Annotated in this window: 20 protein-coding genes; 7 read left to right on the forward strand and 13 right to left on the reverse strand. The window is 72.5% G+C overall.

Features of this window, described 5'->3' with window-relative positions:
- Positions 1 to 7: 7 nt before the first annotated feature.
- The 7 genes from ACZ63J_RS07895 to ACZ63J_RS07925 form a co-directional block, all read right to left on the reverse strand.
- The gene (locus ACZ63J_RS07895) at positions 8 to 3,445 is read right to left on the reverse strand and encodes a beta-ketoacyl synthase N-terminal-like domain-containing protein (RefSeq protein ID WP_465398562.1); all 3,438 of its coding nucleotides are present in this window, start codon (positions 3,443 to 3,445) and stop codon (positions 8 to 10) included.
- 412 nt (positions 3,446 to 3,857) lie between these two features.
- On the reverse strand, positions 3,858 to 4,088 hold the full coding sequence (locus ACZ63J_RS07900; protein WP_465305653.1) for a hypothetical protein: 231 nt from the start codon (positions 4,086 to 4,088) through the stop codon (positions 3,858 to 3,860).
- A 104-nt stretch (positions 4,089 to 4,192) separates the two neighbouring features.
- Complete coding sequence (locus ACZ63J_RS07905; protein ID WP_465305527.1) at positions 4,193 to 5,458, reverse strand: PucR family transcriptional regulator; 1,266 nt, start codon at positions 5,456 to 5,458, stop codon at positions 4,193 to 4,195.
- A 9-nt stretch (positions 5,459 to 5,467) separates the two neighbouring features.
- Positions 5,468 to 6,181 (reverse strand): alpha/beta fold hydrolase, encoded by a 714-nt coding sequence (locus ACZ63J_RS07910; protein ID WP_465398563.1) that lies wholly within the window; start codon positions 6,179 to 6,181, stop codon positions 5,468 to 5,470.
- 11 nt (positions 6,182 to 6,192) lie between these two features.
- Positions 6,193 to 7,296 carry an FAD-dependent oxidoreductase gene (locus ACZ63J_RS07915; RefSeq protein WP_465398564.1) on the reverse strand — a complete coding sequence of 368 codons (1,104 nt, stop codon included), beginning with the start codon at positions 7,294 to 7,296 and terminating at the stop codon, positions 6,193 to 6,195.
- Entirely contained in the window at positions 7,296 to 7,982 is a 687-nt protein-coding gene (locus ACZ63J_RS07920) for a TetR/AcrR family transcriptional regulator (protein WP_465339808.1), read from the reverse strand. Before ACZ63J_RS07920 ends, ACZ63J_RS07915 begins: the two co-directional genes overlap by 1 nt.
- Before the next feature lie 94 nt (positions 7,983 to 8,076).
- Positions 8,077 to 8,835, reverse strand: coding sequence for an ATP-binding protein (locus ACZ63J_RS07925; protein WP_465398566.1), 759 nt, complete (start codon positions 8,833 to 8,835; stop codon positions 8,077 to 8,079).
- 441 nt (positions 8,836 to 9,276) lie between these two features.
- On the opposite strand from ACZ63J_RS07925, the gene ACZ63J_RS07930 reads away from it, so the two are divergent.
- Complete coding sequence (locus tag ACZ63J_RS07930; protein WP_465305538.1) at positions 9,277 to 9,702, forward strand: DoxX family protein; 426 nt, start codon at positions 9,277 to 9,279, stop codon at positions 9,700 to 9,702.
- On the opposite strand, the gene ACZ63J_RS07935 is transcribed toward ACZ63J_RS07930, so the two are convergent.
- Positions 9,699 to 10,214 carry a VOC family protein gene (locus ACZ63J_RS07935; protein ID WP_465305540.1) on the reverse strand — a complete coding sequence of 172 codons (516 nt, stop codon included), beginning with the start codon at positions 10,212 to 10,214 and terminating at the stop codon, positions 9,699 to 9,701. The genes ACZ63J_RS07930 and ACZ63J_RS07935 overlap by 4 nt on opposite strands.
- 289 nt (positions 10,215 to 10,503) lie before the next feature.
- On the opposite strand from ACZ63J_RS07935, the gene ACZ63J_RS07940 reads away from it, so the two are divergent.
- Positions 10,504 to 11,373 (forward strand): alpha/beta fold hydrolase, encoded by an 870-nt coding sequence (locus ACZ63J_RS07940; protein ID WP_465398567.1) that lies wholly within the window; start codon positions 10,504 to 10,506, stop codon positions 11,371 to 11,373.
- Positions 11,374 to 11,377: 4 nt separating this feature from the next.
- Positions 11,378 to 11,968 carry a TetR/AcrR family transcriptional regulator gene (locus tag ACZ63J_RS07945; protein ID WP_465398568.1) on the forward strand — a complete coding sequence of 197 codons (591 nt, stop codon included), beginning with the start codon at positions 11,378 to 11,380 and terminating at the stop codon, positions 11,966 to 11,968.
- Here the strand turns inward: ACZ63J_RS07945 and ACZ63J_RS07950 are convergent.
- The 3 genes from ACZ63J_RS07950 to ACZ63J_RS07960 are packed head-to-tail and all read right to left on the reverse strand — an operon-like array spanning position 11,965 to position 14,231.
- The gene (locus ACZ63J_RS07950; RefSeq protein WP_465398569.1) at positions 11,965 to 12,513 is read right to left on the reverse strand and encodes a dihydrofolate reductase family protein; all 549 of its coding nucleotides are present in this window, start codon (positions 12,511 to 12,513) and stop codon (positions 11,965 to 11,967) included. The genes ACZ63J_RS07945 and ACZ63J_RS07950 overlap by 4 nt on opposite strands.
- Before the next feature lie 51 nt (positions 12,514 to 12,564).
- On the reverse strand, positions 12,565 to 13,068 hold the full coding sequence (tsaA, locus tag ACZ63J_RS07955; protein WP_465398570.1) for a tRNA (N6-threonylcarbamoyladenosine(37)-N6)-methyltransferase TrmO: 504 nt from the start codon (positions 13,066 to 13,068) through the stop codon (positions 12,565 to 12,567).
- Positions 13,069 to 13,109: 41 nt separating this feature from the next.
- Positions 13,110 to 14,231, reverse strand: a complete 1,122-nt coding sequence (locus tag ACZ63J_RS07960; protein WP_465398571.1) for a S1 family peptidase — start codon at positions 14,229 to 14,231, stop codon at positions 13,110 to 13,112.
- A 412-nt stretch (positions 14,232 to 14,643) separates the two neighbouring features.
- On the opposite strand from ACZ63J_RS07960, the gene ACZ63J_RS07965 reads away from it, so the two are divergent.
- Positions 14,644 to 15,732 (forward strand): mandelate racemase/muconate lactonizing enzyme family protein, encoded by a 1,089-nt coding sequence (locus tag ACZ63J_RS07965; protein WP_465398572.1) that lies wholly within the window; start codon positions 14,644 to 14,646, stop codon positions 15,730 to 15,732.
- A 65-nt stretch (positions 15,733 to 15,797) separates the two neighbouring features.
- Here ACZ63J_RS07965 and ACZ63J_RS07970 read toward each other — a convergent pair whose 3' ends face one another.
- Together ACZ63J_RS07970 and ACZ63J_RS07975 are read right to left on the reverse strand one after the other, a co-directional pair.
- Positions 15,798 to 16,127 carry a hypothetical protein gene (locus ACZ63J_RS07970; RefSeq protein ID WP_465398573.1) on the reverse strand — a complete coding sequence of 110 codons (330 nt, stop codon included), beginning with the start codon at positions 16,125 to 16,127 and terminating at the stop codon, positions 15,798 to 15,800.
- A gap of 269 nt (positions 16,128 to 16,396) precedes the next feature.
- Entirely contained in the window at positions 16,397 to 18,109 is a 1,713-nt protein-coding gene (locus ACZ63J_RS07975; RefSeq protein WP_465398574.1) for an alkaline phosphatase family protein, read from the reverse strand.
- A 282-nt stretch (positions 18,110 to 18,391) separates the two neighbouring features.
- Here ACZ63J_RS07975 and ACZ63J_RS07980 point away from each other — a divergent pair, with 282 nt between their 5' ends.
- The 3 genes from ACZ63J_RS07980 (at position 18,392) to ACZ63J_RS07990 (ending at position 20,319) form a co-directional block, all read left to right on the forward strand.
- Positions 18,392 to 18,586, forward strand: coding sequence for an antitoxin (locus tag ACZ63J_RS07980; RefSeq protein ID WP_465336731.1), 195 nt, complete (start codon positions 18,392 to 18,394; stop codon positions 18,584 to 18,586).
- A gap of 75 nt (positions 18,587 to 18,661) precedes the next feature.
- On the forward strand, positions 18,662 to 19,831 hold the full coding sequence (locus ACZ63J_RS07985) for a VanZ family protein (protein WP_465398575.1): 1,170 nt from the start codon (positions 18,662 to 18,664) through the stop codon (positions 19,829 to 19,831).
- 101 nt (positions 19,832 to 19,932) lie between these two features.
- The gene (locus tag ACZ63J_RS07990) at positions 19,933 to 20,319 is read left to right on the forward strand and encodes an STAS domain-containing protein (RefSeq protein ID WP_465398576.1); all 387 of its coding nucleotides are present in this window, start codon (positions 19,933 to 19,935) and stop codon (positions 20,317 to 20,319) included.
- Positions 20,320 to 20,401: the final 82 nt, after the last annotated feature.

Here is a 20,401-nt window from a genome sequence, read left to right on the forward strand (position 1 = left end):
GTGCGGATCACGGGTGGTCACCCGGGACCGGCGGGTCGATCCAGAACCTGCCGCGGTGGAACGGGTGCCCGGGCAGCGGCACCCGGCCCGGCTCCGCGCCGTCGTGGCGGGCGGCCCAGTCGACGGTGTCGCCGCCGAGCCAGCGGGCGGCGAGCTCCCGGGCCGCGCCGGGCGGTCCGGCCAGGTTGTCCTCGCCGGTCAGGAGGGTGTCGAGAGCGTCGACCGCTTCGGCCGCGGTCGTCGCGACCACGGCGGCGCGGCAGGCGAACTCGCGGCGGCCGACCGCGAGCGTGTAGGCGACGTCGGCGAGCTCGGGCGGGTCGGCGGCGAGCCGCTCCCGCAGCGCGGAAAGCGTCTCGAGCAGGGCTTCGCGGTCCCGCGCGGACACCGGCAGGACGTACGGGCCGTCGGCGGTGACCCGCGGCCCGGCGGCCGGCGCCTCCTCGACGACCACGTGGACGTTCGTGCCGCCCAGGCCGAACGCGCTGACCCCGGCGACCCGGCACGGCGCGTCCGGCCAGTCGATCGCCTTGACCGGCACGTAACAGGGCCCGCCGGCCAAATCGGCCTCCGGGTGCGGTGCGGTGAAGTGCAGGCTGGGCGGGATCACGCCGTGGCGCACGGAAAGCACGGTCTTGAGCAGGCCCGCCACCCCGGCGGCCGCGTCGAGGTGCCCGATGTTCGTCTTGACCGAGCCGAGCGCGCACGTGCCGGGCGGGACGTCCCGGTACACCCGGTTCAGCGCGGCGACCTCGATGGCGTCCCCCAGCGGGGTGCCGCTGCCGTGCGCCTCGATCAGCCGGACGTCGGCCGGGTCGACCTCGGCCACGGCCAGCGCCTCGGCGACGGCGGCCGCCTGGCCCGCCGGCCCCGGCACGGCGTACCCGGCGCGCTCGGCACCGTCGTTGGTCATCGCCCAGCCGGGCAGCACGGCGTGGATGTGGTCCCGGTCGGCGAGCGCGTCGGACAGCCGCCGCAGCACGACGACCCCGGCGCCGGAGCCGAACCCGGCGCCGTCGGCCGCGACGTCGAACGAGCGGCACCGGCCGTCCGGCGACGCCATCCCGCCCGCGCGGTACCGCGGCCACGTGATGCTGACACCGCCCGCGAGCGCGAGGTCGCACCGGTATTCGGCGAGGCTCTGCGCGGCGAGCCCGACCGCGGCGAGCGAGCTGGAGCAGGCACTTTGGACGGCCACCGCGGGCCCGGTCAGCCCGAGCCGGTAGGCGACCTGGCCGGGCAGGTGGTCGGTGAGCTGGCGGCCGAGGAGCCGGCCCTCCCAGTCGTCGGGGTCGACGTCGCCGGTCACGGCCGGGTTGCCGAACAGGTGGAAGAGGAAGTACCGGTTCACCCCGGCGGAGGTGAACACCCCGACCGGGCCGTGTTCCCGCGCCGGGTCGCGGCCCGCGTCCTCCAGCGCCCGCCAAGCCGTCTCGAGGAAGAGGCGGTGCTGCGGGTCGGTCCGGGCCGCTTCTTCTTCGGTGAAGCCGAAAAAGGCCGCGTCGAAGTCTTCGATGCCGTCGAGACGGCCGCCGGCGCGGACGTGCGCGGGATCCGCGCGCAGGCCGGGACCGATGCCGAGCGCGGCGAGCTCGTCGTCGGTGTAGTCGTGGATCGAGTCGACGCCGGCGCAGAGGTTCCACCAGAACGCGGCCGCGTCCGGCGCCCCGGGGAAGCGGCAGGCCAGCCCGACCACGGCGATCAGGTCGCTGCCCGGCTCGTCCTCGTCGCCGGTCCCGGCCACGGCTCGCGGCGCGTCCGAAGTGGACTGTTCCAGGTAGCCGGCCTGTGCCGCGATCGTCGGGTGTTCCAGCAGGCCGAGCAGCGGGACGTCCACATCGAACTCCGCCGCCAGCCGCTGCTGGACCCGGCCCAGCAGCAGGGAATGCCCGCCGACGTCGAAAAACGCGTCGTCGGCGCCGATGCGGTCGTGCCCCAGCACCGCGCACCAGATCGTGTGCACCCGGCGCTCGGCCGGTGTCATCGGCTCGGCCGGGACCGGCGCGGGCGGGCGCGGATCCGGAAGCGCTTCCTCGTCGAGCTTCCCGGTGACGGTGAGCGGGAACGCCGGGACGGTGGTCACGGCGTTCGGCACCGCGTGGGCGGGCAGGGCTTCGGCCAGCCTGGTGCGCAACGCTCGCCCGTCCGGGCGCGCGTCCGGCCCGGGGACGACGTAGGCGAGCAGTTCGCCGTCGCGGACGATGGCCCGCGCTTCGGCCACGCCGGGCAGCTCACCCAGCCGGGCCTCGATCTCGGTCAGCTCGACCCGGAACCCGCGCACCTTCACCTGGCGGTCCAGCCGGCCGAGGCAGACCAGCGCGCCGTCCGGCCGCACCTGCCCGAGGTCTCCGGTGCGGTAGCTGCGGACGCCGTCGGCGGTGGTCGCGAAGGCCGGGCTCGGCTGGCCGAAGTAACCGTCGACCAGGTACCGGCCGCTGACCTCGAGCTCGCCGCCGTCGAGCACGGTGAGGGTGTAGCCGGGCAGGGCGGCGCCGATCGGCAGCGGGCCGGTCGCGTCCGGGCCGACGTCGGCCGCGGTCAGCCGGTGCTGCGCGGCGAAGGTCACCTCGGTCGCGCCGTAACCGTTGACGTACACACAACCGGCGGCGAACCGGCCGCGGCGGACGTCGGCGTAGGTGGCCTGCTCACCACCCAGGAGGACGGTCCGCACCGAGGGCAGGTCACCGTCGAAGGCGTCGAGGAGGTGGCGGTAGACCGTCGGGGTCGAGTGGTAGACGGTGACCTCGTGCCGCGCGAGCTCACGCGCCGCGTGGGCCACGCCGTGCGCGCGGACGTCGACCGGCACGACGGTGGCGCCGGTCAGCAGCGCCGGGTACAGGTCGGGGATCGCCGCGTCGAAGCCGAAGGAGGCCAGCAGGCTGAGCCGGTCGGCGGCGGTGACGGCGAGGGTCGTGATCTGGTTGTCCACCACGTGCAGCAGGTTGCGGTGGGTCTGCGCCACCGCCTTGGGCGGGCCGGTGGACCCGGAGGTGAACAGCACGTAGGCCGGCGCGTCCGGGTCCGGGTCGGGCACCGGCAGCGGCGCGGTGTCCGACCCGGACCGGACGACCCGTGCGGACCCGTTACGGCACAAGGCTTCCGCGAGGTCGGCGTGCTCGGGATCGGCGAGCACGGCCGACACGCGCGCCGCCGTGACCTGGTGGGCGAGCCGGTCCCGCGGGAACGTCGGGTCCAGCGGGACGTAGGCGCACCCGGCGGACAGGGTGCCCAGGATCGCGGCGATCGTGGCGGTGCCGTGCCCGGTGAGCAGGCCGACGAACTCCCCCGGCCGGACCCCGGCGTCGAGCAGCCGGGCGGCGTGCCCGCCGGCCAGTCCGGCCAGCCGGGTGTAGCTCACCGCCGAGTCGTGCTCGAGCACCGCGATCCGCTCGGGCGAATGCCGGACGATTCCTGCAAAACGTCTGATGCAGCCGGCTCGCGTCATCGCTCGGCGTCGGCTCCCGAAGGCGAGTGGGCGCGCGAAAACCACGGCGGTGAAGTCGGCTTCATCTCACTCCCCAGTGCGATTCATGACGAAGAATCACGCCAGGTTAAGGGTCACGAAGCCGAAGTGGGATACGTAATCCGCAGAGTTGCACCGAATGGCCCATCGATCCCGGGCCGGAGGTAGCAGTTTCCCACGTGATCCACACTCCCAATGCCCGCTGTCCCCCTCGGACGGCCACTGTGGACATTCGGGTGACTACCCCACGTAACGGGCACTCGAGATGACTCGGTCGGATATTCACCGACCACGGATCGACGTTTTGTTTCGGCGCAGCCATTCGCAAAATCGATTCAGCGCGCGCCGAATCCGCGCCATCCGGCGCGCCGAAGGCGTAGGCGTGGGGTCCGCGCTAACCGGCGTTGGCCAGCAGGCCCGGTCCCGACGGCGAGCTCTCGAGCAGGCACGCGTGACACGGCATCCCGCGCACCCCGTCCAGGACCTCGGCCTCGCCCGGGTGGATCGCCTCGCCGCACAGGGCCGTCAGGTGCTCCGGCACCGGGCCCGACGGGACGGGGATCAGGTGACAGACTCGTCTGCTCTCGCCGACGACGCCTCGGCGTAGCCGCACCAGCGCGAGCATTCCACCGTTTTCACCCATAGCCGAAAGATAGGCCGAACGGCCGAGCCCGGCTTCGTGCTCCCGACCCAACGATCTTGGGCCGGGGTGGTCCGGGATACCAAACGTCAGGCCGCGGCCAGCACCGCCGCGCCCAGCCGGCGGCACAGGTTCAGGGCGAGCTCGACGTCCAGGCGGCCCTCGGCGAGCCCGCGCGGCAGCAGCTCCTGCGCTTTGCGGACGCGGTACTGCACGGAGTTCTTGTGCATCGTCAGCTCGGCCGCCGCCGCGGTGTAGCTGCCGCCGGTCGCCAGGAAGACGCGCAGGGTCTCGCGCAGCCGGGCGCAGTTCTCGTCGTCGGCGCCCAGCGGGCCGAGGGTGCTCGCGACCCACAGCCGGGCCGCGTTCAGGTCGCTCGTCATCAGGGCCACCGTGCCGACGTCCCGGAAGGTCAGCACGCGGTCGCAGTGCTCGCCGGCCGCGAGCGCCAGCGCGTGCACCCGGCGGGCCTGCTGGTGGGTGTCGCGGAAGCCGTCGACGCCGGTGCCGGGGTCACCGACGGTCACGCGCACCCCGGGTTCGGCCTGCTCGAGCGCCGCGTCGAGGTGTTCGCGGCGGACCGACGCGCCCGCGGCGAGCGGGAGCCACACCCACGCGCCGGCTTCGTCGCGGGGCACGAACAGCGGCCGGCCCTGCCCCTGGACGCGGTCGAGCACCGCGCCGGCGACCGACTCCAGCACCGACAGCGCGTCACCGGCGTGGCCCTCCGCCGCGTGCCAGACGATCATCCCCACGTGCGTGCCGCGCAGGCGGTAGCCGATCAGCGCCTCCGCCGCGTCGACGTCGACCGGCCCGCCGCCGTCCCCGAGCAGGTCCTGCACCTTCGCCGCCCGCGCGGCGCTCCGGTTGAGCAGCCACCGGTCGCGTTCGTCCTGGTAGACGCTCACGAGCTGGCGGACCACCCGGGTGATGAACTCGTAGGCGACCTTCAGCAGCCGGCGCATCATGGCCCCGAGCAGGGCCGCGTCGTCGACCAGCCGGGTGCACTCCTGGAACCCGAAGTCGAGCATCGCGGCCTGCCCGAGGTCGTACGCGCGGATCAGGTCGAACACCGGCGTGCCGCGCTGGGCCAGCCGCCGCGCGTACTCCATGGCCGCGGCCGGCGGCTCGACGGTCGCGGGGTCGATGCCGTGCCGGAAGATCTGCAGCGCGGTCTCGATGTTCTGGTAGACGCTCGCCGACAGCAGGCTCACCATGCGCTCGTCGTCGTTGACCAGCTGCGGCAGGTCGTTCGCGTAGAGCTGCACCAGCTCGCCGGTCAGCTCAGCCGCCCGGTCCGCCAGCGTGGCGGCGATCTGCCGGATCCGCTCCGAGACGAGTTCTTCGTCCACCATGGAGCCACCCTAAGGGGTGATCGATTCACCGCGGCCGAGAAACTCGTCGATCAAGCCGAACGTTTCGGCCGGAGCCTGCAGGTGGGGCATGTGTCCCGCGCCCGCGACGACCTCGAACCGCGCGGCGGGGAACGCGGCCGCGTACGCCTTGCCGAACGCCGGCGGGACGACGACGTCGTCCGCGCCCCAGACCAGCAGCGCCGGGATCCGGACCCGGGCCAGCCGCCGCCGCAGCTTCGGGTCGGCGACCGCGGGGCCGGCGTAGGCCCGTAGCGCGGCCATGTCGTCGGCCGACGGGCCGGGCGCGCCGGGCGGCGGCGCGGGCATCCGCACCGGCTGCTCCTCGATCTCCGGGCCGATGCCGTCGAGGACGACCAGCGCGCCGAGGCGCCGGCCGCGGTCGCGAACGGCCATTTCGGACGCGACCCAGCCGCCGAAGGAGCTGCCGACCACGACGACGTCGGAGAGGTCTTCGTCGTCGAGGAGGTCGAGGTAGGTGACGGCGAGGTCGTCGACCCCGGTGAACCAGTCCGGCCGCGGGGTGCCGGCCCAGCCCGGGTGGGTCGGGGCGAGCACGCGGGTGTCCGGTGCGAAGTGCTCGACGATCGGTTCGACGCCCCGCGGGCCGGCGCCGCCGTGCAGCGCCAGCACGGTCCGGGTGCCGCTTCCGGTGTCGACGAGGGAGATGTCCAGCCCGGGGTGGGGAGACAAGGTGCGGGTCATCGTGGTGCCTTTCAGTGGTGGGTGGCGTGGGCCAGCATCTGGTCGACCATCGCGGCGGGCGCGTCCGGCCGGAAGCAGGCTTCGAGGTTGTCCGCCGAGTCGCGGGCCGCTTCTTCCGCCCGCGGGAACAGCGTGTTTTCGTAAGCCGAGAGAGCGCTTTCGACGTTGTCGTGCCCGGCCAGCGCGAGGGCCAGCTCGGTGGCGTCGAGCATCGCGAGGTTCGCGCCTTCGCCGGCGAACGGCGACATCAGGTGCGCGGCGTCGCCGAGCAGCGTCACGCCCGGCACCCGGTCCCAGCGGTGGCCGACCGGCAGCGCGTGGATCGGGCGCGGGACCAGGCCGTCGTCACTGTCCACGATGAGCGACCGCAGCCCCGCCTCGAAGTCGGCGAAGAGCTCGAGCAGCCGTTCGCGGTCGGCCAGGCCGGTCACCGCGGCAGGGTCATCGGTCTTCACGGCGGCGTACACGCGGATCCGGCCGCCGCCGTTGCGCTGGGCGATCAGGCCCTTCCCGCCGGCCAGCGCGAACATCGAGCCCGAGCCGACGAGCGCCGCCGCGGCCGGGTGCCGGGTGTCCACATCGGACAGATGAGCCTCGACGAAGGAGAGCCCGGAGTAGACCGGCGCCGCGGCCGACAGCAGCGGCCGGACCTTCGACCACGCGCCGTCCGCGCCGACGACCAGGCCGGACTCGACGACTTCGCCGGTGTCCAGGGTGATCGAGCCGGGCGCCACCGCGGTCACCTTGGTGCCCCAGCGGACGACGCCGGGTGGCAGCGACTCGACCAGGATCCGCTTGAGCTTCCCGCGGTCCACCTCCGGCCGCGTGCCGCCGCTCTCTTCGGCGGTCTCCTCGAACCGGACGACACCGTGCCGGTCGAGGATCCGCAGTGCCTCGCCCTCTTCCCGGGCGACCGCGCGGAACTCTTCGGTCAGGCCGGCTTCGGCCAGTGCGCGCAGGCCGGACTCTTCGTGCAGGTCCAGCGTGCCGCCCTGGTCGCGGGCGGTCGGGGACGCGTCGAGCTCGTAGACGGTCGCCGTGATCCCACGGGTGTGCAGGACGCGGGCGAGAGTGAGACCACCCAGGCCGCCGCCGACGATGGTGACGGAAGACATCAGGACTCCTCGGGTTCGGGACGCGGAGTGGCGAACGCGCCGTTGAGCAGCGCGTCGAACGCCCACCGCGAGCGGGCGGGGCCGGGGCCGGACACCAGGTCGGCGGCCAGCGCGGCGATGTGCGGATGGGTCGCCGGGGACGCGGTGGTCAGCGAGCCGACCATGTCCTCGTGCTCGCGGTCGGCGCCCGGCTTCTCCCGGCGGCCGCCGTTCTCGGCGGCGGTCGCGGTGGCCGTCAGCAGCAGGACGTCGACCGCCCAGGCGGCCTGCCCCGGCGCCATGCCGCCTTCGTCGAGCAGGGCGAGCACCGCTTCGACGAGGGTCAGGTAGTGCGGCCCGCTGAGCCGGGTGACGAGTGCGACGCGGGCCAGGCTCGGGTGCGCGAACAGCACCGACCGGTAGGAGTCCAGCACGGCCCACAGGCGTTCGCGCCAGTCCCCAGCGCCGCCGAGGTCGACCTCGGCGAGCAGCTCGTCGAGCACCGCGGCGTGCAGTTCTTCGGTGTCCTTGACGTAGACGTAGAGCGACGCGGCCCCGGTGTCGAGCTCCTTGGCGAGCCGGCGCATGGTCACGCGCTCGACGCCTTCGGCCCGCATCAGGGCGACGGCGGTCGTCACGATGCCTTCGCGCGTCAACGCCGGTTTCGCCGGGCGCTCCCGGCGGTTGTAGGTGCTTTCCGGAGCCATGCCCCCACTGTAACGAACATGTTCGTAACGAGCACGTTCGGAACGAACATGTTCGTATGAGTCAGGTCACAACCCGGGTTCCTTCTCTGATGACTCAGGGCCCGATCGAGTGCGGCCGGCGGCGTTCCGGCAGGGCCAGGACCGCCCAGACGACCTTGCCGCCCGTCCAGCGGGTGCTGCTCCCCCACGCCCGGGCGGTCTGGGCGACGATCCGCAGCCCCAGCCCGGGCTCCAGGATGTCCGGCCGCTCGACCAGGACGGCCGGGCGCGGGTCGTCGTCACTCACGGCGATGGTCAGCAGGTCCTGGCGGAGCTCGAGCCGCAGCCGCGGTTCGGACGACGTGTGCCGGGACGCGTTGTCGGCGAGCTCGGCCGCGATGAGCGTCCCGTCGTATTCGAGGGCGGGCACGCCCCATTCGCGGGCCTGGTCGCGCACGAAAGCCCGAGCCTGCGCGATGCCGGTTTCCCCGCGGCTCAGCGTCCGCTCGGCCCGCCGGCGGATCCGGTCCGGCAGCGCGGCTTCGGCGGCTTCGACGTCCGCGTGCACGGGCACGAACCGGCCCACGCCGTAGTTGGCGAACGCGCGCAGGTGCCCGGCCTGCCGGGTGACGAGCGCCATCGGGATGCCCGGCCACTCCTCGAGCCGCCGGGCGACGAACGGGAACACGGCGGGCGGACGGCCGCCCAGCTCCAGGCCGTCGATGTCGGCGACGAGCCCGGGCGGAGCGTCGGCGCCGATCTTCAGGAGGCCGTCGCGCAGGAAGGGGTACCCGGTGAGGTCGAGCTCCCCGGTGATCGTCACCAGCGCGCTCGAGGCCCGGGTCCGCAGCCGAAGCTCGATGCCGTCAGCCACGAGGACCGGCTGAGTGGCGCCGTTGTTCCACGCGGCCCACGCTAGCCGTCCGGGAGGCGGGCGTACAGGCCGGTCGCGCACCCGTTCCGAGCCCGCGAGCGAGCCGATACCGCCGAACGCTTACCGGTGGCGCACCCGGGCGAAAAGAATCGGAAACATCGCCGAAACCCGGACCAGTTTCCTAACTGGTCTGGACCACGATTTCCAGGATCACCCGTCCGGCGGTTTCTCGTTGCCCCGCAATGGAGAGTTCCCACTGGGCGGTCATCGGCGGAACACTTGCTCCACCTCGGGCAATTACTAGGGAATTTCCCGAAACGACTTTCGAAGGGGTGTGGTGACGCCGGGCGAGCGGTATATCTGAAACGACCCGATCCGCAGTGGCCGGCCGGACTCCCCCGGCCGGTTCGACGCCGCCCGCCCCCCGTCACCGGAGGCACCATGCACCGCCTGGACCCCGCCCGCGAACACGTCATCGGGCTCTACCGCATCGTCATCGGCTTCCTGTTCGCCTGCCACGGCTTGAAAACGCTCTTCGGCCTGTTCGGCGCGAAGGCGGCCGCCGCGGTCGGCGTGTGGCCCGGCTGGTGGGCCGCGGTCATCCAGCTCGTCTGCGGCGCCCTGGTCTGCGTCGGCCTCGGCACCCGGTACGCCGCCGTGCTCGGCTCCGGCTCGATGGCCTTCGCCTACTTCACCGCGCACCTGCCGGACGGGCTGCTGCCGATCCAGAACGGCGGCGAAGCGGCCACCCTCTTCTGCTGGGCCCTGCTGGTCGTCGCGTTTGTCGGCCCCGGCCGCTTCGCGCTGAGCAATCTTCCTGCCCTGCAACGGAGTTCGCAGCGGACGGGAACCCGCGTCACCGCTTAAGGACGGGAGATCCCGACGCCGCTGCGCGCGTCGGGCCCGTACTTCGCCAGCTCCCCCGCGAGGTCGAGCCGGCCGATGCCGCCGCCCTTGGCGCGGTCCTCGTCGGTCAGCAGCTCGCGGGGGATGATCCAGACGACCTCGAACTCGAGCCCGCTGGGATCCTTGGCGTACAAAGACTTCGTGGTGCCGTGGTCGGACGAGCCGACGAGCGCGCCGGCCGCCTCGAGCCGGCCGGCGATCCGCTCGAGGTCGCCGAGGGTGTCGACCTCCCACGCGAGGTGGTACAGCCCCACGGACGTCCGCCCGGCGCCCGAGTCCGCGGCCTCCGAGCCGAGTTCGAAGAGGCCGAGGTCGTGGTCGTTGGTCGAGCCGGGCGCGCGCAGGAAGGCCGCGCCGCGGTGCGCGTCACCGCCGTCGATGTAGTCGAAGCCCAGCAGGTCGCGGTAGAACGCGACGCTCTCGGCCAGGTTCCGGACGTACAGCACGGCGTGGTTCAGGCGGAAGATCGACATCGGCTCCAGTGCCCAATCGATTGAAGTTTCAACTTCCAGGCTAGGCGCGTGACCCGAGCCGGTCAACCCACTCTCAGTGGGTCCGCCGACCGTCCGGGCGACAAACCTTCGACACCGCATCGAGGCCTGGTCCGGCGGCCCGCCGGTTCGTAGGGTGGGGAAACCGCAGGACGTCGTGTCAGCCGTCCCGCGGGCGGTGGCCCCCCGGATCCGACCTTTCCCCGAAGCCAAGTCCGGGGTGCCATCGCACTCATTTACATACATACGGCCTGTATGTAACCTGGCGAGCATGACGCCACGCAGCGAGTCCCTCGGTCAGGAGCACCGCGTCCGGCTGCCCGCCGGCGAGGTGCGGTACTTCGAGCGGGGCGCCGGCGCCCCGGTCGTGTTCGTCCACGGCGTGCTGACGAACGCCGAGCTGTGGCGGAAGGTCGTGCCCGACGTCGCCGCGGCCGGGTTCCGGTGCCTGGCCCCCGACCTGCCGCTCGGGGCGCACGACCTCCCGATGCGCGCGGACGCCGACCTCTCCGTGCCCGGCAACGCCGACCTGATCGCGGATTTCCTCGACGCGCTCGACCTGCGTGACGTCACGCTCGTCGCGAACGACACCGGCGGCGCGCTGACGCAGGTGCTGCTCAGCCGCCGGCCGGAGCGGGTCGGGCGGGTCGTGCTCACGCCGTCCGACTGCTTCGAGTACTTTTTCCCGCCGATCTTCAAGGCGCTGCCGCCGATCGCCCGGATCCCCGGTTCGATGGCGGTGCTCGGCCAGCTGCTGCGGATCCGCGCGCTCCACCCGCTGCCGCTGCTGTTCGGCTGGGTGGTCAAGCGGCCGCTGCCCGACGCCGTCGCGCAGGCCTACCTGTCCCCGCTGCGGAAGTCGGCCGGGGTGCGCCGCGACCTGCGCAAGCTCCTGCGGGACGTGCACCCGCGCCACACCCTGGCCGCCGCCGAAGCCCTGCGCACGTTCGACCGGCCGGTGCTGCTGGCCTGGGCGGCCGAGGACAAGCTGTTCCCGATCCGGCTGGCCCATCGGCTCGCCGCGCTGTTGCCGGACGCGAAGCTCGTCGAAGTCGCCGACGCCTACACGTTCCTGTCCGAAGACCAGCCCGTGGTGCTGGCCCGCCACGTCGTCGAGTTCGCGGGTGTCATGGCAGATTAGGCGGGTGCGACGTACCCAGCAGGACCGTTCCACCGGCACCAAGGCCGCCCTGGTCGCCGCTGCGCGCGAGCTGTTCGCCGCCCGCGGTTACCAGGCCGTCCCGGCCGACGAGATCACCCGCAAGGCCGGGGTCACCCGTGGCGCGCTGTACCACCACTACGCCGACAAGCAAGGCTTGTTCCGCGCCGTCGTCGAGGAGCTGGAACGCGAGCTGACCGAAGAGGTCGAGGTCGCGTTCGCGCAGGGACCGGACCCGCTGACCGGGATGACCCTCGGCCTGGGTGTGTTCCTCGACGCCTGCCTGCGTGACGAGGTCCAGCAAATTTCGCTGACCGACGCGCCCGCCGTGCTGGGCTGGGACGTGTGGCGCGAAATCGAGGCGGAGTACGGCCTCGGCCTCATCACCGGTGTCCTGGAGCAGGCCAGGGCGGACGGGCTGATCGTCGAAACGCCCGTCCGGACCCTGGCCCAGCTCGTGCTCAGCGCGGTGATGGAGGCGGCCAGGATGATCGCCTCGGCCGACGACCCCGCACGCACACGCGCCGAAGTCCAGCAGGTGCTGGCCGGCTGGTTCGCGAGCCTGCTGCGGACCTAGCGCGTCCGGTAGGTGCTGAGCACTGCCGGACCCACCTGGGTGCTCGACACCAGCCGCAGGTCGGCGGACGCCGAACCGTCGAACAGCCGCCGTCCCGACCCTGCCACGCTCGGGAAGACGAGCAGGCGGTACTCGTCGACCAGGCCGCGGCGGGCCAGCAGCTGCGCGATCCCGACCGACCCGATGACGATCAGGTCGCGCTCCCCGCGCGTCACCTCGTCGACGAGTTCTCCTTGCAGCAGCGAGGAGTTCTGCCACGCGCCGACGTCGGTCAGCGTGTGGGAGGCCACCAGCTTCGGGATCGAGTTCATCCGCTGGGAGAACTCGTCCGTGCGCTCCGGCCAGAGCTTCGAGAACAGCTCCCAGGTGGTCCGGCCGAGCAGCAGCGTCCCGGTTTCGAGCAGCGGGCCGAGCCGGAACTTGTCCCCGGCGACGGCCTCGCGGCCGTGCCGGAACGCCCAGCCGCCGGTGGCCGTGCCGCCGGAGCCGTCGGGGTCCTCCACAACGCCGTCCACGGTGACGAACTCGACGACGGTCACGCTCATGACAACTCCCGGTGGTCGTGGCGCGCCCTCCTGGCGCGGCCTCACCGGTACCTACTCGGGCCCGCTCCCGGATTCATCGCTCAGCTGCGCGGGAGTGGTGCCGTCGGCGACGTCGACGGTGTCGAACCAGCCGCAGGCGGGCTCGCCGGGCGGCCGGTCGAACCGCGTGACGTACGGCTTGACGTCGAGCACCGGGGTGCCGTCGAGCAGGTCGACCCCGGCGAACCGGATCGTGGCGCCGCGGACTTCGAGGATCCGGACCAGGCTGAGCCCGATCGGGTTCGGCCGCCGCGGGCCACGGGTGGCGAAGATGCCCATCCGGCGGCCTTCGCGGCGGAGCAGGAACGGGACCTGGGTCAGCGCGCCGGCCGGGCGGTCGGGCCGGTCCAGCAGGCTGACCAGCCACGCGTAGTCGAACCCGGCCAGGCCGGCCAGGCCTTCGGCGTACCGCTCGTCGAGCTCGACCGTACCTTCTTCGGCGCGGTTGGCGCCTGCCTGGACGGGGGTGTGCTCGAGGTCCGTGCGGGCGGTGCGCACGACACCGATCGGGATCATCGGCCCAGCTTAGGATCCCCGACCGGTGCCGTGCGCGGCCGTCACGCCGTGACGAGCGAGAGGCCGTAGGTCTGCAGGATCTCGTTCACCGGCTGGAACCACGTCTCGCCGCCGGAGCTGCAGTTGCCCCAGCCACCGGAGGTCACGCCCTGGGCCTGGTCACCGGTGATGAAGGAGCCGCCGGAGTCGCCGGGTTCGGCGCAGACGTTGGTCCGGGTCACCTGGTAGACCGCGCCCTGGGAGTAGTTGACGGTCTCGTTCAGCCCTTCGACGACGCCGCAGTGCCAGTGCGTCGTGGAGCCGGAGCGGCACACCGACGTGCCGGCCGGCGCGACCCAGGAGCCGCGCACGAGCGCGTCGCTGACCGTGCCCCAGCCGAGCACGACCGGGGCGGTCCACCAGCCGTTGCCGATGCGGATGAACGAGTAGTCGTTGCCGGGGAAGGAAGAACCGGCGAAGGTGCCCATCGCCGAGCCGTCCCAGCCGACGACCGAGCTGCCGGCGCCGCCGCAGTGGCCGGCGCTGACGAACCCGCCCTGCACGGAGAACCCGATCGAGCAGCGTGTGTTGCCGTTGATGTAGTACGGGTCGCCGCCGACGGTGCCGGCCGAGAACGGCTCGGCCGCCGGCGCGGTCGCCACGGTGACCGGGCCCGCCGCGCGGGCCTTCGCGAGGAAGGCGTCGACGTCGGCGCCGTGCGCGCCCGGGCGCAGCGTCACGACGACGCTGCCGGCGCGCGGGTCGGCGCGCCAGCCGCTGACGGCCGCGGGCGCGGGTGACGCCTTCGCGGAAGCGTCGATGGCGGCCTTGGTCGCGTCCAGCTTCGCCGCGCTGGTCCGGGCGGTGGTGGGTTCGGCGCCGGACTGCCGGACGGCGGCGGCCGCGGCCGGGTCGGTCACGCCCACCACGAGCTTGCCGAGGGCGGGGTCGAACCACGCGCCGCCGAACGCCGCGCCGGCCGCGCGCTGGGCGGCCGGCAGCACCCGTGACGCAGTCGCCTCCTGGCCGAGCCGGGCTTCGGCCTGGGCGGTGGTCAGGCCGAAATCCCGCTGCATGGCGGCGATCAGCCCGGGCGAGGCGACCGCGGGGCTGAAGGACGCCGAGGCGAGCGACGCCGTGAGGACGGCGGCGCCACCGAGGGCGAGGGCGATTCTTCGACGCATGGGAACTCCTCCAAGGCCGGGGGAAAGAAACACACCGTTCGCCGAGTGTGCGGCGGGGCGGGTGGATGGTCCAGATTTGTCCGGTCTTCTGTCCGCTATTCGCGGAGGCGAACGACTGTCCACTGCGGACTCAAGAAATGAATGCGTTGCACCGCAACGGGTTCCGCGCACAGCGAAGAGCCGCGACCGAGTCCCGCTCGGCCGCGCCGGAGGTGCCGATCCTTCCTTACAACGTTGCAAAAAGGTCTGGACCAAGTAGAGCACACGCCCGCCGGCGACGGCCCGAACCGGAGTCTGCGGGGCAGCAGACGTGCATGACCGTCCCCTCCCCCGCGAGCACGGGGCGTTGACAGCCGCCGACCTGCTGGGCCAAGATCCTATTTCCTATAGGATTCTGCGAGCAGGGGGAACGGTGGCTGTCGTCACGCGGGCCGAGGTCTTTCTCGTCGACGTCGAGGTCGAGCAGGCGCGGACCGACGCCGTGCAGGCGTTCGTGTCCCAGGAGACCGTGTTCGTGGAGCTGGCCACGGCCGACGGCGGCAGCGGGCTCGGCTACTCCTACACGATCGGCACCGGCGGCAGCTCCGTCGTCGCCCTGCTGCGCGACCACCTGCTCCCCCGGCTCGTCGGCCGGGACTCCCGGCTGGTCGAGGCAATCTGGCGGGACCTGTTCGCCGCCACCCGCGCGACGACCGTCGGCGCGATCACCTCACTCGCGCTGGCCGCCGTCGACACCGCGCTGTGGGACCTCAAGTGCCGCCGCGCCGGCGAACCGCTGTGGCGCGTCGCCGGCGGTTTCCGGCCGCGGGTTCCGTTGTACGACACCGAAGGCGGCTGGCTGCACCTGAGCACCGAGGAGCTCGTCGCGGGCGCGAAGGCCGCCGCGGCCACCGGGTGGGGCGGGGTGAAGGTGAAGATCGGCAAGCCCGACGCGAGCGAGGACCTCGAGCGGCTCACCGCGGTCCGGGAAGCCGTCGGGCCGCGGTTCGACCTGATGGTGGACGCGAACCAGTCGATGACGGCCGCCGAGGCCGTCCGCCGGGCCGCCGCGTTCGCCCCGCTCGACCTGTTCTGGCTGGAGGAGCCGCTGCCCGCCGACGACGTGGCCGGGCACGCCCGGCTCGCCGCGTCGACCCCGGTCCCGATCGCCGTGGGTGAGTCGCTGTACTCGATCGGGCAGTTCCACGACTACCTGCACCGCGGGGCCGCGGCGATCGTGCAGCCCGACGTCGCCCGGGTCGGCGGCATCACGCCGTGGCTGAAGGTCGCCCACCTCGCCGAGGCGGCCAACGTCGACGTCTGCCCGCACTTCCTGATGGAACTGCACGTGAGCCTCGCCGCGGCGATCCCGAACGGGCGCTACGTCGAGCACATCCCGCAGCTGCGGGCCATCACCCGGACCGAAATGGCGGTCGAAAACGGGCACGCGGTGCCCCCGGAAACACCCGGGCTCGGAATCGACTGGGACCGCGACGCGATGGACGACCGCCGCACGGTTTGACACCCTGCGCGGACGCAGCAGCGCCCGGCCACCCCTTTCCGGGTGGCCGGACGGTGCCGCGGAAATCAGATCTCGTCGACGTGGTAAGTGACCACCCGGGCCGGGACCAGCAGCGCGCCGGAGCATTCCGCGACCGCCGGACCGAATCCGTAGGGCACGAAATCGCCGGCCACGAACCAGAAGGCGTTGCCGTTGGCGCACTGCGCGATCACCCGGTAGCCGTACCCCTCACCGGGGAAACAACTGACCGAAACGCCCTGTCCGAACAGGATCCCGTAGCGCTCGCCGAAGCAGCCGGGTGGCGCGAAATCGCCGCCGGCCGCCGCCGCGGGCACGACCGAAAGTCCCAGCAGCGAAAACACAGCGAGCCCGAGAACCGCCAATTTCCTTCGCATGACTACTCCTCAGCGCGGAGAAACCCGACACAAAGGAGCATAGGAGCGCCGAAGAATTACCGGCAATTCATCGGGCCAGTGAACAACCACGCAGCGGAAAGTCACCACGCTGCTCCATCCGGGCTAGCCCACGCCCCTGGACGGATGGCGAAGGGTGAAGCGGTTCCCCGGAGGCTCACGCAAACCCCGGTAACGGGGACCCCCGCCCGGCAGCCCCACGAAGGCGTGCCGGGCGGGTGACGACCCACCAAAATGTCCGAAGTGGACGGTCAGTGGGCGAAGGCGGTGAGGAAGCGGTCGCGGAAGGAGTCCATCTTCCACACCGGCGCCTGCGCGACCGGGTGCAGGCCGTCGGTCCAGCCCCAGCCGGAGATCCGGTCCAGCACCTTCGGGTCCTTGGCGACGATCGTGATCGGCACGTCGTGCACCGCGCCCTGCGGGGTGACCACCGGCGGCTGGTGGTCGCCGAGGAACACCAGCACCAGGTTGTCGTCGCCGTAGTTCTGCACGAACGAGATCAGCGTCTTCAACGAGTAGTCGGTGGCGTCGCGGTAGGCGTCCCGGATCTTCGCGGGGTCCTTCCAGACCGACTCCGGCGCCTCGCCGGCCGCCGGCTGCGGGGCGAAGACCGAGCCGTCGCCGACCTGGTTCCAGTCGACGAGCCAGGGCCGCGGCGACCACGGCGCGTGGCTGGAGACAAGGTCGACCTCCGCCATCACCGGCTGCTTCCCGGCCTTCGCGAGCTCGTTGCGCTGCAGCATCGACATCGTGAACTGGTCGGGCATCGTGGCGTAGGCGTAGCCCGGCCCGTGGTAGCCGATGCTGCGGGCGTCGTAGTAGGCGTCGGGGTGGTAGAACTTCTGCCCCTCGGGCCAGTCCTTCGTGTGCGCGGGCACGTCCCAGACGGTCCGCCAGCCCGCGCGCTGGAACGCGCCGCCGAGGGTCAGCCGATCGCTGCTGAGCAGGTCGTTGTACCGCTGCTGGTTGTCGATCCACATCCCCGACTGCACGCTCGAGTGCGCCAGCCAGCTCCCGCCGCCGAACGTCGCCGAGGACAGGAACGCGCTCTTCGCGCCGATGCCGGCGGCCCGCAGCTGCGCGGTGCCCGCGTCGAGCGTCGCGCCGATCTTCGGGGCGAAACCCGGGTCGTCGAGCGCGATCCGGCCGTAGCTCTCCACGAAGGTGAGCACGACGTTCTTGCCGCGCAGCCCGGTCAGCAGCTGGTCGCCGGGGGTGGTGCGGAAGGCGTCCTCCGCGGCGATCTCACCGAAGGGCCGCTGGTCCCGCAGGTCCGCGCCCACCTGGCGCAGGTCGCCGTAGGCCAGCGCGGCGGCGCTCTGGGCGGCGAGCGGCTGCCCCGGCGCGATCTCGACGCCGAACACCGAGCTGACGATCCAGATCACGCCGAGCACGGCCACCACGCGTGTCGCCCCGGTCCGGCGGCCGGCGGCGATCCGGGTCAGGCGCAGCATCGCGAGGACCATGAACACCATGACGGCGACCGCGAGCAGCCCGGCGCCGACCAGCGCGGCGATCGTGCCGATCTCGCCGATCTGCCCGGCGAGGAACTCGACGCCGGCCTGGAAGAAGCTCCAGTCGTAGACCGGGTCGAACGGCTTCTCGAGCGTCGCGTAGAAGCCGGTGTCGAGGGCCTTCATCAGGGTCAGCAGCCCCAGCACGAGCCCGACGGCCACGGCGACGACGTTCCGCGCCCGCGGCGGCAGGACCAGCACGAACGCGGCGACGATGAGCCCTTCCACCGGCACGCGCACGAGTGCCTCGGCGGAGAAGGACGTGAGGTCGTCCGGGGCGAGCAGCCCGAACAGCACGAGCAGCGTGGCGAGCACCGTCAGGACCAGGCCGGCGAAGGCGTGCCGGCGGCGGCCGGGCCAGGGCAGCCCGAAGTCGGGCAGGGCGGTCCCCGGGTCCGGGGAGCGGCGGCGGGCGAGCCGCGGCAGCGGCAGACCGGTGTTTCCGAGCATGCGGGCCTCACGTCGTGGTTCACGGCGGTGACCGCCTCCCCTGCGGCGGGTCCGGCGGTCCTCACCGGATATACGAGCCGGCCCGGCGCGCGGTTCAAGACGCGAGCGGCCGCGCCTTACCCGGGTTGGCGCCGTTCAAACCCGAATGCCGGGCTTTCACCCGGGAAAGGGGCGGGAATACCCACGACAGGTGAGTGCGTACGGCCGTTCGGTTGCGGGCCCGTTGCGCCGGTGTTCTCCTCGGGATGTCCGAAGATCGGATTTACCGATGGAGGCTTACCGATGAATCTGTTCGACAAGGCGAAGGAAGCCCTCGGGAAGCACCCGGACCAGGCCGACCAGGGTGTCGACAAGGCCGCCGAGGCCGCCAAGCAGCGCTTCGGCGACCACGCCGACAAGATCGACCAGGGCTCGGACAAGGTGAAGGACTTCCTGCACAAGCAGGGCGGCGGCCAGCAGGACGCGCCCCCGCAGTGACCTTCCGCCGGTGAGGCCCAGCCGTCCGGGGGAAAGCACGCTTCGCTCCCCCTCCGGCTGGGTACCACCGGCTCCGTGGTCGCCACCTATCTCGTCCCCGTCCGGACCGCCCTCATCCTCTTCCCGTTCCTCGTGCTGGCCGTGATGCTGCCGGCGGCGTTCGTCAGCTACCGCCGCCGCGGCCGGGCCGGCGGGTGGACGACGGTCGTGTTCTACGCGTTCCTCTTCTACCTGCTGGCGATCGCGACGCAGACGGTGCTGCCGCTGCCCGCCGATCCGGCCTACTGCGCGGGGCACACCTACGCGAGTTCTCCGCAGTTGCGGCCTTTCTACTTCGTCGAAGTGGTGTCGCAGCGGGCCCGCGGTCACTGGAGTCCCGGCGCGCTGCTGCACAACCCGGCGGTCTGGACCACGGCGCTGAACGTCGTCATGCTCGCGCCGCTCGGGTTCTTCGTCCGCTACGCGCAGCGGATGCGGCTGGTGCCGGCCACTTTGGTCGGTTTCGGCGTGTCGCTGTTCTTCGAGCTGACCCAGCTGACCGGCCTGTGGTTCGTCTACCCGTGCCCGTACCGGCTGTTCAGCGTGGACGACCTCATCCTCAACACCGCCGGTGTCGTCGTGGGCTGGCTGCTCGCCGGTCCGCTCGGCCGGCTGCTGCCGCCGCCGGCGCCGGAGCACGAGCGTCGCCGCTACGCCGAGAAGGTCACCTTCACCCGGCGGCTGTTCGCGCTGGCCACCGACCTGCTGGGGTTCGCCGCGCTGCTCGGGTTCCTGTTCGGCCTGCTCACGCTGTTCGGCGAGGACCTGACGCACCGCGACACGCCGGTCGCCATCCTCGCCCTCGTCTGGTTCGTGGTGCTGCCGGCGGTCACCGGGTCGACCCCCGGCAAGCGCGCGATGCTGCTGCGGGTCGTGCGCCGCGGCCGCCGCCGGGCCGGGCCGATCGCGCTGCTGGTCCGCAACGGCATCCTGCTCTCCCCGCTGTGGCTCGGCTGGCTGGTGCTCGACCTGGACCACTGGGACCTCGGCGAGCACCCCGAGCAGCTGCTCCTGCCGGTCGCGCTGGCCGTGTCGGTGTTCGTGGTCGGCGTCTGGACGCCGCTGGCGGTGCTGCTCGACAGCGAGCACCGGGCACCCTACGAAAGGCTGACCCGCACGGTCGACGTCGCCATCGTGCCCCCGGCCCCCGAGCCGCCGAAACCCGCTTCCGAGCCCGTTCCGGCCGAGGTCCTTAAAGGACGGTGAGGGACCACCGCGCTGCCTCGGCCGGGTCGCGCTGGTAGATTGCGGCCGGAGCAGGTTGAGCCGCCAGCCCGCGTCCCTGATCCCTCATCCAGGAGCTTTCCATGACCACCGACGCCACGCGGCCCCGGCAGCGGTTCTCCGGTGACGGCTGGTCGCTGGACATCCACGAGGCCCCGGACCTGAGCGTGTACACCCTGCGGGGCGAGTTCGACTTCGCCGTCTCGCCGAAGCTCGCGGAAGTGTTCCCGCCGGAACCCGGCGGCGGCCGGGTCGTCGCCGACATGACCGAGGTGGAGTTCTGCGACTCGAGCTGCCTGCAGGCGCTGCTGCGGCTGTCACGCGGGCTGCGCGCGGCCGGCGGCCGGTTCGCCGTGGTGACGACCGTGCCGGCCGTGGTCCGGCCGATCGACCTGCTCGGCCTCGGCGACGTCATGCCGGTGCACCCCACGCTCGACGCGGTGCTCGCCGCCTGGGGCGCCGAATCATGACGACTTCCGAAACCCGTGTCAGCGGGGCCGGTTCCGGGCATGAAGAAGGGGAGGCCTTTTCCCCGGGGCCCGGCACGGCGAA

This window comes from Amycolatopsis sp. NPDC104863 (genome assembly GCF_055582965.1).

Excerpts from the sequence above, each read along its gene's own strand:
- ACZ63J_RS07895 (WP_465398562.1), bottom strand. The coding sequence starts at position 3,445 with ATGACGCGAGCCGGCTGCATCAGACGTTTTGCAGGAATCGTCCGGCAT.
- ACZ63J_RS07960 (WP_465398571.1), bottom strand. The coding sequence starts at position 14,231 with ATGCGTCGAAGAATCGCCCTCGCCCTCGGTGGCGCCGCCGTCCTCACG.
- ACZ63J_RS07905 (WP_465305527.1), bottom strand. The coding sequence starts at position 5,458 with ATGGTGGACGAAGAACTCGTCTCGGAGCGGATCCGGCAGATCGCCGCC.
- ACZ63J_RS07930 (WP_465305538.1), top strand. The coding sequence starts at position 9,277 with ATGCACCGCCTGGACCCCGCCCGCGAACACGTCATCGGGCTCTACCGC.
- ACZ63J_RS07990 (WP_465398576.1), top strand. The coding sequence starts at position 19,933 with ATGACCACCGACGCCACGCGGCCCCGGCAGCGGTTCTCCGGTGACGGC.
- ACZ63J_RS07975 (WP_465398574.1), bottom strand. The coding sequence starts at position 18,109 with ATGCTCGGAAACACCGGTCTGCCGCTGCCGCGGCTCGCCCGCCGCCGC.
- ACZ63J_RS07920 (WP_465339808.1), bottom strand. The coding sequence starts at position 7,982 with ATGGCTCCGGAAAGCACCTACAACCGCCGGGAGCGCCCGGCGAAACCG.
- ACZ63J_RS07900 (WP_465305653.1), bottom strand. The coding sequence starts at position 4,088 with ATGCTCGCGCTGGTGCGGCTACGCCGAGGCGTCGTCGGCGAGAGCAGA.
- tsaA (WP_465398570.1), bottom strand. The coding sequence starts at position 13,068 with ATGATCCCGATCGGTGTCGTGCGCACCGCCCGCACGGACCTCGAGCAC.
- ACZ63J_RS07940 (WP_465398567.1), top strand. The coding sequence starts at position 10,504 with ATGACGCCACGCAGCGAGTCCCTCGGTCAGGAGCACCGCGTCCGGCTG.
- ACZ63J_RS07980 (WP_465336731.1), top strand. The coding sequence starts at position 18,392 with ATGAATCTGTTCGACAAGGCGAAGGAAGCCCTCGGGAAGCACCCGGAC.
- ACZ63J_RS07935 (WP_465305540.1), bottom strand. The coding sequence starts at position 10,214 with ATGTCGATCTTCCGCCTGAACCACGCCGTGCTGTACGTCCGGAACCTG.
- ACZ63J_RS07970 (WP_465398573.1), bottom strand. The coding sequence starts at position 16,127 with ATGCGAAGGAAATTGGCGGTTCTCGGGCTCGCTGTGTTTTCGCTGCTG.
- ACZ63J_RS07915 (WP_465398564.1), bottom strand. The coding sequence starts at position 7,296 with ATGTCTTCCGTCACCATCGTCGGCGGCGGCCTGGGTGGTCTCACTCTC.
- ACZ63J_RS07950 (WP_465398569.1), bottom strand. The coding sequence starts at position 12,513 with ATGAGCGTGACCGTCGTCGAGTTCGTCACCGTGGACGGCGTTGTGGAG.
- ACZ63J_RS07910 (WP_465398563.1), bottom strand. The coding sequence starts at position 6,181 with ATGACCCGCACCTTGTCTCCCCACCCCGGGCTGGACATCTCCCTCGTC.